The sequence below is a fragment of the Ideonella alba genome (assembly GCF_018069875.1).
GTDB classification, from domain to species: Bacteria; Pseudomonadota; Gammaproteobacteria; order Burkholderiales; family Burkholderiaceae_C; genus Ideonella; species Ideonella alba.
In genome coordinates this window covers 40,125-54,100 of sequence record NZ_JAGQDF010000017.1, presented here as the reverse complement: position 1 = coordinate 54,100, position 13,976 = coordinate 40,125, and the positions used below count along the sequence as shown (strand labels likewise).

The 13,976-nt window shown below is 63.6% G+C and carries 11 protein-coding genes; 4 read left to right on the top strand and 7 right to left on the bottom strand.

Translation table 11 applies throughout. The annotated features are described in order from the left end of the window. Positions 1-1,641: a tryptophan halogenase family protein gene (locus KAK07_RS22785; protein ID WP_210803065.1), complete on the top strand. Its 1,641-nt coding sequence runs from the start codon at positions 1-3 to the stop codon at positions 1,639-1,641. A gap of 61 nt (positions 1,642-1,702) precedes the next feature. Here KAK07_RS22785 and KAK07_RS22780 read toward each other — a convergent pair whose 3' ends face one another. Genes KAK07_RS22780 through KAK07_RS22765 form a run of 4 tightly spaced genes read right to left on the bottom strand, consistent with a single transcriptional unit; the run spans position 1,703 to position 5,571 of the window. Further along, the gene (locus KAK07_RS22780) at positions 1,703-2,713 is read right to left on the bottom strand and encodes a cupin-like domain-containing protein (protein ID WP_210803066.1); all 1,011 of its coding nucleotides are present in this window, start codon (positions 2,711-2,713) and stop codon (positions 1,703-1,705) included. A 51-nt stretch (positions 2,714-2,764) separates the two neighbouring features. Then, positions 2,765-3,874 carry an N-acetylglucosamine-6-phosphate deacetylase gene (gene nagA / locus KAK07_RS22775; protein WP_210803067.1) on the bottom strand — a complete coding sequence of 370 codons (1,110 nt, stop codon included), beginning with the start codon at positions 3,872-3,874 and terminating at the stop codon, positions 2,765-2,767. 24 nt (positions 3,875-3,898) lie between these two features. Continuing rightward, positions 3,899-4,639 carry a GntR family transcriptional regulator gene (locus KAK07_RS22770; protein WP_210803068.1) on the bottom strand — a complete coding sequence of 247 codons (741 nt, stop codon included), beginning with the start codon at positions 4,637-4,639 and terminating at the stop codon, positions 3,899-3,901. Next, complete coding sequence (locus tag KAK07_RS22765; RefSeq protein WP_210803069.1) at positions 4,636-5,571, bottom strand: glucosamine kinase nucleotide-binding domain-containing protein; 936 nt, start codon at positions 5,569-5,571, stop codon at positions 4,636-4,638. Before KAK07_RS22765 ends, KAK07_RS22770 begins: the two co-directional genes overlap by 4 nt. A 108-nt stretch (positions 5,572-5,679) precedes the next feature. On the opposite strand from KAK07_RS22765, the gene KAK07_RS22760 reads away from it, so the two are divergent. Next, the gene (locus KAK07_RS22760) at positions 5,680-6,765 is read left to right on the top strand and encodes a tetratricopeptide repeat protein (RefSeq protein WP_210803070.1); all 1,086 of its coding nucleotides are present in this window, start codon (positions 5,680-5,682) and stop codon (positions 6,763-6,765) included. A 695-nt stretch (positions 6,766-7,460) separates the two neighbouring features. Continuing rightward, positions 7,461-8,189, top strand: a complete 729-nt coding sequence (locus KAK07_RS22750) for a UPF0149 family protein (protein ID WP_210803159.1) — start codon at positions 7,461-7,463, stop codon at positions 8,187-8,189. A 55-nt stretch (positions 8,190-8,244) separates the two neighbouring features. On the opposite strand, the gene KAK07_RS22745 is transcribed toward KAK07_RS22750, so the two are convergent. From KAK07_RS22745 to KAK07_RS22735, 3 genes are all read right to left on the bottom strand, one after another. After that, complete coding sequence (locus KAK07_RS22745) at positions 8,245-10,818, bottom strand: alpha/beta fold hydrolase (protein WP_210863367.1); 2,574 nt, start codon at positions 10,816-10,818, stop codon at positions 8,245-8,247. A 23-nt stretch (positions 10,819-10,841) separates the two neighbouring features. Next, complete coding sequence (locus tag KAK07_RS22740; protein WP_210803072.1) at positions 10,842-12,182, bottom strand: flavin-containing monooxygenase; 1,341 nt, start codon at positions 12,180-12,182, stop codon at positions 10,842-10,844. A 115-nt stretch (positions 12,183-12,297) separates the two neighbouring features. Beyond that, positions 12,298-12,915 carry a carboxymuconolactone decarboxylase family protein gene (locus tag KAK07_RS22735; RefSeq protein WP_210803073.1) on the bottom strand — a complete coding sequence of 206 codons (618 nt, stop codon included), beginning with the start codon at positions 12,913-12,915 and terminating at the stop codon, positions 12,298-12,300. 73 nt (positions 12,916-12,988) lie between these two features. Here KAK07_RS22735 and KAK07_RS22730 point away from each other — a divergent pair, with 73 nt between their 5' ends. Then, entirely contained in the window at positions 12,989-13,933 is a 945-nt protein-coding gene (locus tag KAK07_RS22730; RefSeq protein WP_210803074.1) for a GlxA family transcriptional regulator, read from the top strand. The last annotated feature ends 43 nt before the right edge of the window (positions 13,934-13,976 follow it).

Sequence of the window (13,976 nt, the reverse complement as noted above, 5' to 3'; positions counted from 1 at the left end):
GTGAGCACCAACGCCAACACCAACACCAGCACCAACACCAACGCCAGCATCATCGACCAGTACATCGCCGCGCAAACGCGAACCCCGGGCCGCGACATCCCGCCACCCGTGCGGCACGTGTGCGTGGTGGGTGGCGGTTCGGCCGGGTGGATGACGGCCCTGATGCTGGCCACCACTGCCTATGGCCAACGTCTGCAGGTCACGGTGGTGGAGTCGCCCGAGGTGGGCATCATTGGTGTCGGCGAGGGCTCGACCAATTGGCTGCGCCAATTTTTCGAGGTGGTTGGCATCGAGGAATCAGAATGGATGCCCGCTTGCAACGCCACCTACAAAAGCGGCATCACGTTTGAGCGCTGGTCCACCAAGCCCGGCTTCGAGCGCTACTTCCATCCCTTCGCGTCGACGCTCGACAACATGGTGATGCCGGTGTTTGTCGACAATGCCCACGCGCGTCTGGATGGCGCCGACGTGGACGCGCACCCGGATCGCTTTTTTGTCTCGGCCACGCTGGCGCGGCGCGGCCTGGCGCCACGCCCCCGTGAGAACTTTCCCTTCGACGTGGGCTATGGCTATCACTTCGACGCCACGCTCCTGGGCCAGTTTTTGAGTCGCAAGGCCGTGGCCCGCGGCGTGCAACACCTTACGCGCCATGTCCGGCAGGTGTTGTTGGACGAACAGGGCAACGTCAGTGGCCTGCGTCTGGAAGGCGATGAGGTGTTGCAGGCTGACTTCTTCGTTGACTGCACGGGCTTTGCGTCGCTGCTCATTGGTCAGGCCTTGAAGACGCCCTTCATTGCGTTTGGCGAGAACCTTTTCAACGACGCGGCCATCGCCGTGCCGACGCCGCTGGAAGGCCCGATCGAGTCGCAAACCGTCTCTACCGCCTTGAGGTACGGCTGGGCGTGGAAGATTCCATTGCGCCAGCGCTGCGGGAATGGTTATGTGTACAGCAGCGCACACTGCAGCGCCGACGCGGCCGAGACCGAGTTGCGTCGCCATCTGGGACTGCTGGACGCCGATGTCAGCGCCCGTCACCTGAAGATGCGTGTTGGCCGCATGGCTCAGGTGTGGAACCGCAACTGTGTGGCCGTGGGGCTCTCGCAGGGTTTCATCGAACCCCTGGAGGCTACGGCACTGCTGTTTGTGCAGCGAACGGCAGCCATGCTCGTCCAGGCCCTGGAGGACGGCGACCTCGGTCCCGCCGCACAAGAGCGCTTCAACGAGACCATGCGGCAGCGCTTTGAAAACACACGCGACTACATCGTGGCCCACTACAAGACCAACTCGCGCACCGACACTGACTACTGGGTGGCCAACGCCGAGAACATGCACCTGTCGGACTCGCTGCGGGGCGTGCTGATGACGTGGATGTCGCGCCAGCCCTTGGCGCCAGCGCTGCGGGCAGGCCGCTTTGGCCAGGGCTATCCGATCATGTCCTGGTATGCGCTGCTGTGCGGCATGGGTGTTTTTCCCGATGTAGACGAGGTGCAGCCACCTACGGTCGACCACGCACGGCATCGACTGGCGTCGGTGGACGACTTTGTCTCGCGCAGTGCCTTGAACTTCCCCGACCACAGAGCGCTTCTCGTCGACATACCGCCGCGTCTGGGTGACACCTCGCTGCAGGTTTATCTGTGGTGACCTCAGCGGCCACGGTACAGCGGTCTCTGACCGGGACCCTCAGATGCTGCGTGAGTCGCCATCAGTCGCGCAAGCGACGGATGATGTCCTCGCGATGGGCTCGCTCGGTGGGTGCATCGACGGTGCCGAGCAGACGGCGCTCGGTCTCGGGAATATGGGCCAGGTCCTGGTCCCGCGCACCGAAGACGTAATGCCCGAGCAGGGCGCGCCATCCTTCACGTTCAGATGCTGGCAGATGTCTGTAGGCCAGCATTGCCAGGCGCATCGCGGCCATGTGCAGATCGTCCTTGCGGCCCTGAGGCGCCGCCGGACGCCACCAGTAGTTCATCAGGATGTTGAGCTGTGGCGCCAGCGCCTGCACCTGGTGAAACCACAGCGGCGGAATGTAGACCGCATCACCCGGCGCCAATTCAGCGACCAAGGCCTGGTCAAGCGCTTCGCGCAGCAGTGGAAACTGGTCGAGGTTGGCGCTGTGCAACTCAGGCACCACGGACATTGGCGCACCTGTCGGCGCGTAATCGGGCGCAGCCAAATACAACAGTGGCGCGCACTGCGGCGGTAGCAGCGTGAAGCGCCGACTCCCAGCGGCCACGCAGGCCAGGTTGTGCGAGTCGTCGAAGTGCGCCGGCACCGTTGCACGGTTGCCTATCCAGATGCGAGCGGAGACTTCAGCATCAAGCAGCGGGCAGACGTGGGCACGCTCCAGGCCCGGCAGGGCCTCGGCCACCAGGGCGCTTTGCACGGCCAGACAGGGCGGATCCTCGAAATGGCTGTAGCGCCACAACTGCTCGAAGATGGCGGCGAGGTCGCGCTTCTCGTGTGCGAAGTTGAATCCATCCTGGCTCGCCCGATAGCTGAAACTGCGCTCGGGACTGGGCCGAGCGAGCAAGGCGTCGACGGTCTGGCCTGGGTTGGCGAAGGCGTCGAGATAGCGCAGTACGGCCTCCAGACCCGCATTGGCATGTTCAACCAGTGGCCAATGGGATACCAGCCCGCGAATCACCACCGGCTGGTAGGCGGGCACGACATCCTGTTCAAAACGAGCCCTGGACAGGCCGCTGACTTCGGTCATGGTCGGCATCGCGTCAGCCTCGCCTCGCGGGCAGGTGGAAGCCGTGGGGCCTCACGTTGCCAGATCAATGGCCACGCCTTCGACATAGACCCCCTGAAGGCTGAGTTCGCCATCGAGCACCACCATGTCTGCCCGCGCGCCCGGAACCAGACGCCCGCGGTCGCTCAGACCGAGATAGTCGGCAGCGATGGTCGACACCCGCATGCTGGCCTCCTGCACCGACAGTCCCAGTTTGACGAGATTGCGCAGCGCCTGGTCCATCGTCAATGCACTGCCGGCCAATGTGCCATCTGCCAGGCGCACGCCACCCTGGCACTTGTAGACCTCATGCCGCCCAAGGCGGTAGCGCCCGTCGGGCATGCCCGCACCGGCCGTGGAATCGCTGACACAGTACAGACAGGGGATTGCCCTCAGTGCAGCGCGGATCGCGCCTGGATGCACATGCAAGAGGTCGGGAATGATTTCGGCATGCCGGGCATGCGCCAGCGCCGCGCCCACCATGCCGGGGTCGCGGTGGTGCAGGCCGCTCATGGCGTTGAACAGATGTGTGAAGCCGCTGGCGCCTTGTTCGATCGCGGCCACGCCGTCCTCGTAGCGGCCATTGCTGTGGCCGATCTGCACGCGCAGACCCTCGGCACTCAACGCCGCGATCAGCGCCAGGTGGCCCGGCACTTCCGGCGCCAGCGTGACAAGCCGGATCGGTGCCAGCCGGCACAGCGACCGCACCTGCTGCAAGGTGCCCACCCAGGCATGGTCGGGTTGCGCACCCAGGCGTTGGGGATTGATGTAAGGGCCCTCAAGGTGGACGCCAGCGATGTTCGCCGCGCCGGGCACCGATTGGTTGCACCAGGGTGCCAGTGCCATGAGCGCCGCCTCGATCTCTTCGAGCGGCGCCGTCATCGTGGTCGCCAGCAGGGTGGTGGTGCCATGGCGCGCATGCGTTCGCGCAGTCGTCAAGACCGCCTCGCCCGCATCCATCACGTCGGCGCCGCCGCCGCCGTGGACATGGGCATCGATGAATCCAGGCAGGATCATCGTCTCGCCCCGTGCCTGCGTCTCAGGGACGGAACAGCCTTCGATGGCGACGATACGCCCGCCTTCGCAGTGCAGCGTGCCGCGCAAAAAGCCATCAGGCGTGAGGATGAAACCGTGCAGCTGCATCAAGAACAGGGCGATCCGCTGGACTCACTCGCGCCGCATCTCGGCCACGAAGTCGTAGTAATCGCTGCGGCAGTAGGAGTGCGTCAACTCCACAGCCTTGCCGCTGGCCACATAGCCCACCCGCGTGATGAACATCACCGCCGTCGACACCGGAACCTCGAGCAGCCCGGCCAGGCGTGCGTCGGCATTGAGCGCGCGAATGTGCTGCAGCGCCCGCACAGGGCTGTGGCCGCCCTGCGCGAGGTGGGTGTACAGGGAGGCCTCGACCTTCATGGGATCAGGCAGAACCGTGGCTGGCAGCACGCTGACCTCATAGGCCATCACGGTGCCGTCGGCGAGTCGCAAGCGTTCAAGTCGCGCCACGCGCTCACCGGGCTGTAGTTCGAGTGACAGCCGTTCGTCGGGGGCAGCAGCGGCAAAGCCACGATGAAGCCAGCGTGAGCCTGGAACGAATCCGCGCTGATGCAACTCTTCAGAAAAACTCGACAACCGGGTGACAGGTTGCTCGAGCCGCGGCGCGATGTAGTTGCCACTGCCACGCTTGCGAACGATCAAGCCTTGCTCGACCAGGCGTTCAATCGCTTTGCGCGCCGTCACGCGTGAGACCGACAGCGCGTCGGCCAGCACCCGCTCCGAAGGCAGCGCCTCGTCGGACTTGTAATGACCATCGGCGATCGCCTGCGCCAGCGCACGCGCCAGCTGCAAGTACAGCGGGGAGGCTGCATCGCTGTCCAGGGTGAACGCAAAGGGCAGTGGGGTGCTCATTCAAAGATGGGCAAATTGGCCGCGCGGCGCGCCAGTTCCACCGCGCCCCAGGTGGCATCGGCCCGCGGCAGCACGCGGCGTGCCAACAAGTGTGCACGCATTCGCGGCGCCAATTGCAACGCCACGCTGCCGGACAAGCACAGCGGCAACTGGCCGGAGGGGTCGGCCGCATCGGCCAGGGCCTCGAGCGCGCGCGCAGCGGCGTCGAGAATGCCGCGTGCAACGGGATCCTCTGCCTCGCAGTCGAACAACACAGGCGCCAGCGCGGCGAACTCGGTTTGCCTCGCCGCTGCGCACCATTGCTTGAAGGTCTCTGTGCCGCCGCCGATCGATTCAAGCAACGCACGTGTCATCGGCCCGCTGGATCCGCGGCCGTCAAGCGCATGCTGTACTTGTCGAACCCCTTGTTTTCCCAACCAGGCGCCGCTGCCTTCGTCACCCACGACCCAGCCCCAACCGCCCACCGAGGCTCGCGTTCCATGGCTGCGCAGCACCTCGCACACCGATCCCGTGCCGCCGATCAACACCGCGCCGGGGCCGCCGCCATGCGCGCCCAGCACCGCAGCGAAGCTGTCGGTGTCTACGGCCAGCAGGGCACAGTCCGGCGCGGCTTCGATGAGCTGCTCAGCAAGGTCGCGCACGTTGGCGCCAGACACGCCGAACCCGATGGCACATTGCCGCCAGCTCAAACCTTCCAGTCCAGCCCTCTCGGCTGCACGGGCGAAGGCAAGATCGACTTGCTCCCAAGCTTGATGGATGCCCTGACCGAGTGCCGACGGGCCGGCCGTCGCTTCCGACAGCAACTCGCCCTTCACGCTGCACAGGCGCAGTCGGGTTGTCGTGCCCCCACCATCAATGCCTACCAGCCAGCGCAGGTCTGCGCCCGGGCCGCGCCGGTTCACATGCAGGGGCAAAATATCAGCGTCAGCCATTGAGATACCACTTTAATACCAAGATGCTGGGGCGTCAATTGGTATTAAGTTGGCCTTACATTTCTGGAATTCAGTGAGTGGCTGGCGTACATGCCAGCGCATCAGACCGTGACCCCACACGAACAGGACCTTGAAGCGAGCTTGCGTGGCTTGACCGCCGCCAGTGAGGCTGTCGACAACGACATTCTTCTGCGGGAGCTCGACACCCAGGAGGCTCGACTTCGTGCAGCGGGTGACCGGCTCGGTGCAATTGACGTCCTGTGCCGGCGCTTCACGCTGCTCGAGCCGCGTGGCCGCGCCCTTGAGCTAGAGGGCGCGCTGCGCAGAGCTGCCAACGAGGCGCAAGCCGCTGGCGCCGCCGCGCAGGGCGCACGTGCTGCCGAGGCGCTGGGGCGCGCGGCCTACCAGCAGGGCAACTACCTCGAAGCCACAGAGCAATGGTTGCGCGCTCTGGAGCTGGCAGATGCTGCGGCCGAGGCCCGCGTGGCTGTCTCAGCGCGCGTGGGGTTGGGCCAGTTGCACTACGCAATGGGCGACTGGAACAACGGGCTGCGCTACCACCGCGACGCGCTGGCGCGCCTGGCGCCCTTGCAGGACGAATACCTGGCCGCCAAGGTGGCACTGAACATCGGCGTGGGTCATTTCGAGACCAACCAATTAGAGGACGCCGAGAGACACTTCAGCCACGGTTTGGCTGCGGCTCGGCGCGGCGGACATCGGGACTTCGAAGCTGAAGCCCATTGGCATCTGGCCCGAGCCGCGCTTGCCCGTGGGCAACTGCAATTGGCCATTGCCGACTGCCGCCTTGCGTTGGGTCTGGCCGCTCATATCGAGCACAGCTGGCTGGAAGCGGCCGCCAGCCGCACCTGGACCGAGATCGCACTGGCCCGGGGCGACGAAGCGGCGGCGATCCGTAGCACGGAGCATGGCCTCGCCTTGGCCGAGCGCATTCGATCCAAGCCGCAGCAAAGCCAGGCCCATGAGCAACTGGCGCGACTGCTGGAACGCCAAGGTGACTTTCGCGGTGCACTGGCGCACCTCTGGAAGCATGTGGCCCTGCGAACAGAACTTGACCGCGAAACACTGCCGGCGCGCGTGGGTTTGTTCAGGACTGCAGAGGAGCCCGGCTCGGGCACCTCGGCATCATCAGACGGCCCGGGACCATTGCCCTTCATGAGCCCAAGTTCGCGCTGACTCAGCCCAACCCAGTCCGTGCATCCCTGGCGTTGGCAGTCTCGGTGCTGCGCTGACCCTAAATCGTCGGCCCTGCAAAACTCATGTCACCGCCAGCGGCCTGAGGTGACGCCGCCCAACCCGAGCGGCGGCGGCTGAAGCCCAGCATGCAGCGCCTGCGCCAGCAGGCTCAGCACACCGCGCAGCTGATGGTGCGTATTCCAAGCCATCCCAGACGCCATTCCGCTGTGATGGCGGACAGCATTCCACGGTGATGGACCACGGCGCTGCTGGACTGCCTGACGCACCACCGCCACATCTTGGAGACCGACAACGAGTCCATCGGCTTCAGCCGCAGCACGGCCGAATCCAAGAAGCGCATCAAGGCGTGCGAGCAGACGCAAAACAGCCCAGTCAGCGGCTGAGACCGACCCGTTCTGATCGGGCGCCGCGCGGGTGGGCTCAAGCCTGCCATCCTGTCGATCTAGGAGGCTGTCGGACTTGGGGCGCCGAGAGCGAGAATCGGCCCCAGCGAGGACAGTTTTTGCCGGATTTGCAGCCCCATAGCCCAGCTATGGGGCAAAAAGCCGGTGAAAAAGCCGCCGCTGCGGCCGATTTGCAGCCGGCGACACCCAAGTCCGACAGCCTCCTAGAGGCATCGCCGGACATACGCCCCAGGAACGCGCATCGACGAGATCAACCAGGACCGTGAATTGATGATACCGATCACCCCCCAAGGCTTCCCCCCGCTCTCCGACGAGGAGATTGATGAACTCGAAGCCTTCCTGATGGAAGACCGCGACGGGGCCGAGGCGATGATGTTCGACACGATGGACGGCTACATGCACGCCGTGGCCATCGGGCCCACGACACTGAAGCCCCAGCAGTGGCTGCCGCCGATCTGGGGACATACGCAGGTTCAGGGAATGGTGCCGGCTGCACAGAGCATCGAGCAGATCGACCGGATCCTGGAGCTGGTGATGCGCCACTTCAACAGCATCATCGCCGCCCTGGAGGATGAGCAGCCTGACATCTACCCCCATTGGTCCGTGAGGGAGTTCGAGGGTCAAGAGTTCGATGACGCCGAGGGTTGGGCCTGGGGCTTCGTACAGGGCGTGGACCTCTGCCGTGCCGACTGGCAACCCCTGCTGGAGACGGATCAGGGCCGAGCCTGGTACCGGCCGATCGGACTATTGGGAGAGGACGACTTCGGGCCCGAACAGGACGCGCTCACGCGCACGCCGGCACAGAGGGCTGAACTGGCCTTGCAGATCCCCGAAGCCGTCCTGGGCATGCACGCCCACTGGCTACCCCTGCGCCTGGCCATTCACGAACGAGCGGTGGCCCGGACGCTGCAGACGAAGGTGGGCCGAAACGAGCCCTGCCCTTGCGGCAGCGGCAAGAAGTTCAAGAAGTGCTGCGGAGCGCCTGCCGACTTGCACTGAGTTTGAAGATGGCACAGCAGGTTTCGGATAGATAGCACAGTGAATGTTGCTTGTCTCATGCGGTTTTGTAGTGCTCAGAATACGCTTGGCGAAGTTGCATCTTCACGACTTTTCCCGTCGCACCCACTGGCAGCTGCGCAGACATCACGACGTCCGGGACCTGCCAGGAGGGCAGCTTCTCTTCAAACAGCCGCCGGATTTCCGCCGTGGTGATGGCACCACTGCCGGAAGAGACACAAACAACCAGCGGGCGCTCTCCCCACCGCGGGTGCGGGACGGCAATTGCAGCCGCCTCCACCACACCAGGGTGCTGCAGAGCAATCGCTTCGAGCTGGATAGAACTGATCCACTCTCCACCGGACTTGATCAAGTCCTTGTCCCGGTCCGTGATGACCATCACGGCGTCCGAGCCAAGGGTGGCAATGTCCCCCGTGTCGAACCAACCGTCGGTCGTCGTGATCTTGTCGCCGCGAAAGTAGCTGTCGACCACCCAATGACCAGAAATCATCAGATGGCCTGCAGACTTGCCATCATGAGGAAGAACATGTCCCTCCGGATTGACCAGCTTCAGTCGTACCCCGAACGGCGCGCGCCCCTGGCACCTCAGGCGGGCAGCGGCCTCTTCCGGCGACAACGTGGCAGCCTCTGCCGCCGTCAGTGAACTGATGGTGCCCAGAGGAGAAGTCTCGGTCATGCCCCAGCCATGAATGACCTCTACGCGATGCCGTTCCCGAAAAGCTCTCACCATGGGTTGTGTCACCGCAGAACCACCGATGATGGTCCGCCGCATGGTGGAGAACGTGCCGTCCGTACCGTCCAAATACGCGAGCAGCGATTGCCAGATGGTGGGCACGCCTGCGGACAGGGTTGTCCCGGTTTTCTCGAACAGGTCGTGCAACGCCTCTCCTCCCAGATTGGATCCGGGTAATGCCAGTGAGGCACCGGCAATGGCAGCGGCAAAGGGTATCGACCAGGCGTTGACATGGAACATGGGCACCACAGGTGCGACCGTATCGGACCGAGTCAATCCGAGAGCGTCCGGGCCGATGGCCGTCATCGACTCGAGCACCAGTGCGCGGTGAGAGTAGAGAACACCTTTCGGATATCCGGTGGTACCGGAGGTGTAGCACAGAGCAGCCGCAGAGTTTTCGTCAAGTTGGGGCCAGCTTGACAGTGGCGCAGCGCCCGAAATGAGTTCGTCATAGGCCTGATCTCGCCATTCAAGACCGACGGGCGCGCGGGACAACTGAATCCAGTGCCGAACCTTCGGGCACAGCGGCCTCAAGGTGTCAACGAGTCCAGCGAACGTACCGTCATAGAAAAGTACTTCGTCTTCGGCCTGGTGGATCATGAAGCGCAGGTGATCCAGGGACAGACGCGGGTTGATGGTGTGCAGAACAGCCCCGATTCCCGTGACGCCATAGTAGAGCTCCAGATGGCGGTGCGTGTTCCACGCAATCGATCCAATCCGGTCGCCTTCATCAACGCCAAAGGCTTTCAGCACTGACGCAATGCACCTGGCGCGCCTGGCCGTATCTCCCCAGGCTTGCCGCACGATCACGCCAAGTTCAGCCACGCGCGCTGGCGCCTCTCGCGACCAAATGGGCGTGTGATGGTGGCCCTCTTCCGCATGAGTCAACAGTGACGACAAAATCAGAGGGTGGTGCTGCATGCCGCCGATCATCTTGGCCTTTCGAGGTGGGTCCACCGCTTCGTCTGCGGTCGGTAGCGTCAGGGAGTTGATGTGATCAGCGCCCGCAGACTGGACGTCTGGCGCTGAAGGCGTCGCGGGTACAGGCAGCTTGGCGCCCTCGTTGAGAACCTGAACCGAGAGCCAGTGCTCGATCAGTGTGGCTGCATCCGACCACCGATCGTCCACCATGAACATGTGCGAGGCCAATGGCAGCACACGTGACTCGACGCCATAGAAGCTGGCCGTTTCCTCGTTGTTTGCGATGCTGATCAATTGGTCAAACTCGGCGCCCAATACGGCGACGGGGACCAAGTTCGGGGACCGCTTTCCTCGCATCGGCAAAAGAAGCATGTCCAGAAAGGCACGAAAGCTCTCCGACTTCAGGCGCTGCAGAAGATGATCTTTGTCAGTGCGGCTTTCATCCCGGGAAAACAACAGGCCCCGGGCTGTTGCGTGATCGGCTACGGCACCGTACAGGTCCAGCGTTGCAACCGTACGCAAAAATGCCAAGGGACGTTCAGCAATGACTCGCCGCAATGCATGCCACGCCCCGGAAGGCGGAACCGAGGCCAGGAGCGCCAGCGCCCGAGCGCCATGACGCGCTGCGTATTTCTGCGCCACAAAGCCACCCATCGAGTGCCCGATGATGACCGGGCGGGTCAGACCCTGCGCTGCGACCGAGACGTCATCCACGTAGTCCTGAATAGATGACCAGCGTATCCGTCCCTTTGACTCGCCGTGCCCGCGTAGGGATACTGCCCTGGCCCTGAAGCCGCGCTCTGCAAACCAGGGCAGAAAGAAGGACTCCCAATACCAACTCGAAGACCAGGCCCCATGGACAAAAAGAAGATCCGCACGCTGGATCGCGTTGCTGCACTCATACGTGGACACGTGCAGCGCGCCAGCCGCCCCACTGCGGAATTCTTCAGTCCGCATGATCGAGACTGCTGACATCGCCGCTACTCGGTCGCGAAGCTGGGCAGACCCGAAGAGGCCCGCTCCTTCCTTCCTGGCAGGGACCGGGCGAGGTCCGCCCTCAAGCGATGGCGGAAGGCAAAGTCGTTCACCGTAATGGTGTGCCGATGTGAATTGACCTGGCGAACATCTGGATTTGCAAGTTCGTGATCGATGAGTTCGTCAAGGTCTTTTGCGGGTTCCCACAGGCCCGCAAGATGCCGAGCTGCAAGCTTCGCCTGCAACTCCGCCCCGGGCCAGATGCAACCCAGTGGCTGAAAAAGTCCGATGAAATAGAGGTTCTTCAAGTGAGAGGGCAACATGCGCTGATACAGACGCACCGACGTCTGAGACAGATCGATGAGTGACCGATCGAGAAAAGGATGGGTGATGTGGAATCCGGTGCAGGCCACCACACAGTCGAATTCCTGCGCGGTACCGTCGGCAAAATGAACCGTTCGCCCATCGAAGCGCGCAACATCGCCCTTGGGCAGCACCTTCCCGTGCCGGATCGCGAGGTACAGATCTGAATTCAGCGTCGGATGCGTCGCCAGAATTTCATGATCCGGCTCCGGAAGACCGATGTCCCGATTCCGTCCCTGCAACAGGTTGATGGTCAGCTTCATGCCGCGAATCTGCGCCCACTTGGGCAGATGTCGGAAGCGATAGAAGAATTTGTCCACGGGCATTCCGAAGACAAACTTTGGAATGAGGTAGTAGCCCCTTCGCCAGCTGATCACCGTCTTGCTTGAGACACGCGCAGTCTCGACCGCCACGTCGCATGCGGAGTTTCCACCTCCGATCACCAGAACGCGCTTGCCAGCAAAGCCGGCCGCCCGCTTGTAGTCGTGGGAGTGGATGTACTCCCCCGAGAACTCGCCTGGATACTCGGGCCATCGAGGTGTGTGGTGGTGACCGCTGGCCACGCACAGGGCGTCGAACACCTTGCTCTCGGTTGAGCCTTCATCCGTCTGCCACGTCAGTCGCCAGCGATGCCCTTCAACCGGTTCCGCCCGGCTCACGGTGGTCCGAAACCGGATGTGCGGGCGAAGCCCGAACTCGGTGGCATAAGCCCGGAAATATCGCAGCAGCTGAACGTGCGATGGGTAGTCGGGTGAGTCCTTGGGAAGCGGAAAGTCCTCGTACTCGGATGTGTACTTGGAACTGATGATGTGCGTTGTCTCGAAAACGCTGGAGTGGCCTGTACTGTCGTTGAACTGCCAGTTTCCGCCCACGTCCTCGCACCGGTCAAAGCCGGTGACGTCAAAGCCCTGATCCATCAGGTTCTTGATGGTGGGCAGACCGGCCGGCCCCGCACCAATCACAGCGACAGTCTTATTCCGCAATTCAGTCTCCTCACGAGAGCCAGGACGTGTTCAGATCGAGAAGTAACCGGAGCGAGACGGTTGAATCTGGCGCGCTGCATTGCAGGCATCGGACTCAACCCCCGCTGGCGGCGGGCTACTCACGACGCGGCTTGAAAAACTCGACGATCCGCTGCGTCGCCTTGAACGCCGTGAATTCGCGGACCTTGAAGACGCCGTCCAGCGGCGTGTCGAACAGATGGTTGGTGTAGTTCGAGAGCGTCTTGATGCCGATGGCCAGCACGATGCCCAGCAGGTGCTTCTCCTCATAGCCGGCGTTGAGCAGCTTCTGCACCGTGGCCGGGTCGGGCCGCCCGCGCGACAAGAGCACCTGGCGTGTGACGTCGACCAGCACGCGCAGCTTGGCATCCGGGATGTCCTCTCCATTCCGAATCGCATCGGTCACTGCGCGCGGCACGCGGGACAGGGTATCGGCCACCAGGCTGTGAGCAGCCACGCAGTAGTCACAGGCGTTTTCGTAGCTGATGACGAGGAAGATGACTTCGAGTTCAGCGGGGGTGAACCCCGCCTCCTTGCGCAGGGCCTCGTAGCCGTACAGGTACGTATCGAGCAGCGCGGGGCTGTGTGCCATTGCTCGATACATGTTGGGCAGCATGCCTTGCGTGGCCTTTCGGCCGCGGGCGAGAAGCTCGGCCTGGCGTGGCGACTGATCAGCGGTCTCGAGCAGTGGAAGGGTGACGAGTGGTGTGTTCATGAGCGAATCCTAGACCTCGGTACGTGGCTGCAACAGTGGCGGTTTGGACACTTTTTTTGTATATTTCGCCATCATGCTCTCGATCGCCATCATCGATCTCGAAGGCCAGTTCAACGCCCCGGTCGCCGTGACGCTGGACGCCTTGCAGATCGTGGCGTCCCTGGCCGGCCGCCCCATGGCCGACGTGGCCTACATCGGCGGCCAACGCGGCTTTGCCAAGGCCACGCGCATGCCATGGTCGGCCTTGGTCGAACCTTGGGATGTGGTCATCGTTCCCGGCCTCGGCCTGTCCCATGCGTTGGACCCCGTCACAGCCTTGTCCACGACGAAGGGCCAAACTCTCGTCCATGCCTTGCAGGCGCAGCATGACAGCGGTGCGTTGCTGGCAACGTCCTGCACGGCGAGCTTTGCCCTGGCTGAAGCCGGTGTGCTGGACGGGCGCCTGGCCACCACCAGCTGGTGGCTGGCCGCGGAATTCCGCCACCGTTACCCGCGGGTCCAGCTGCGTGAAGGTGCGCTGACGACCGAGGACGGGAAGGTGCTGTGCGCCGGGGGCACGCTGGCGCATGTGGACCTGATGCTGGTTCTGATCGCCAAGCAGTTCGGTGCAGAGCTCGCCACTCAAGTGGCCCGGTATCTGGTGAGCCCCTGGAGGGCGCCGCAATCAGCGGTTGCCGAAATCGGCCAGACCCGCGTGACGGACCCATTGGTGGCGCGGGCGATAACACACATCAAGGCAAATCTTGATCGCGCCGTTTCGGTCGAAGAGCTCGCGGACACCCTGGCGACGAGCCCGCGCACGCTTCATCGCCATGCGCAGGCCAGCCTGGGCTTGTCGGTGGTCGGGCTGATGCGCCGCGTGCGCGGAGAAGAAGCCATGCGCATGCTTCGCGAAACCGACCTGCCCTTGTCACGCATTGCCGAGCAGGTGGGCTACACCGACACATCCACGCTGCGAACACTCGTGCTCAAGCTCAGCGGTCAGACTCCCGCCGCACTGCGACGAAGGGGGAAGTGAAATGCAGCCCACCGCAGCACCAACACACCGGCATGAGCTCCGC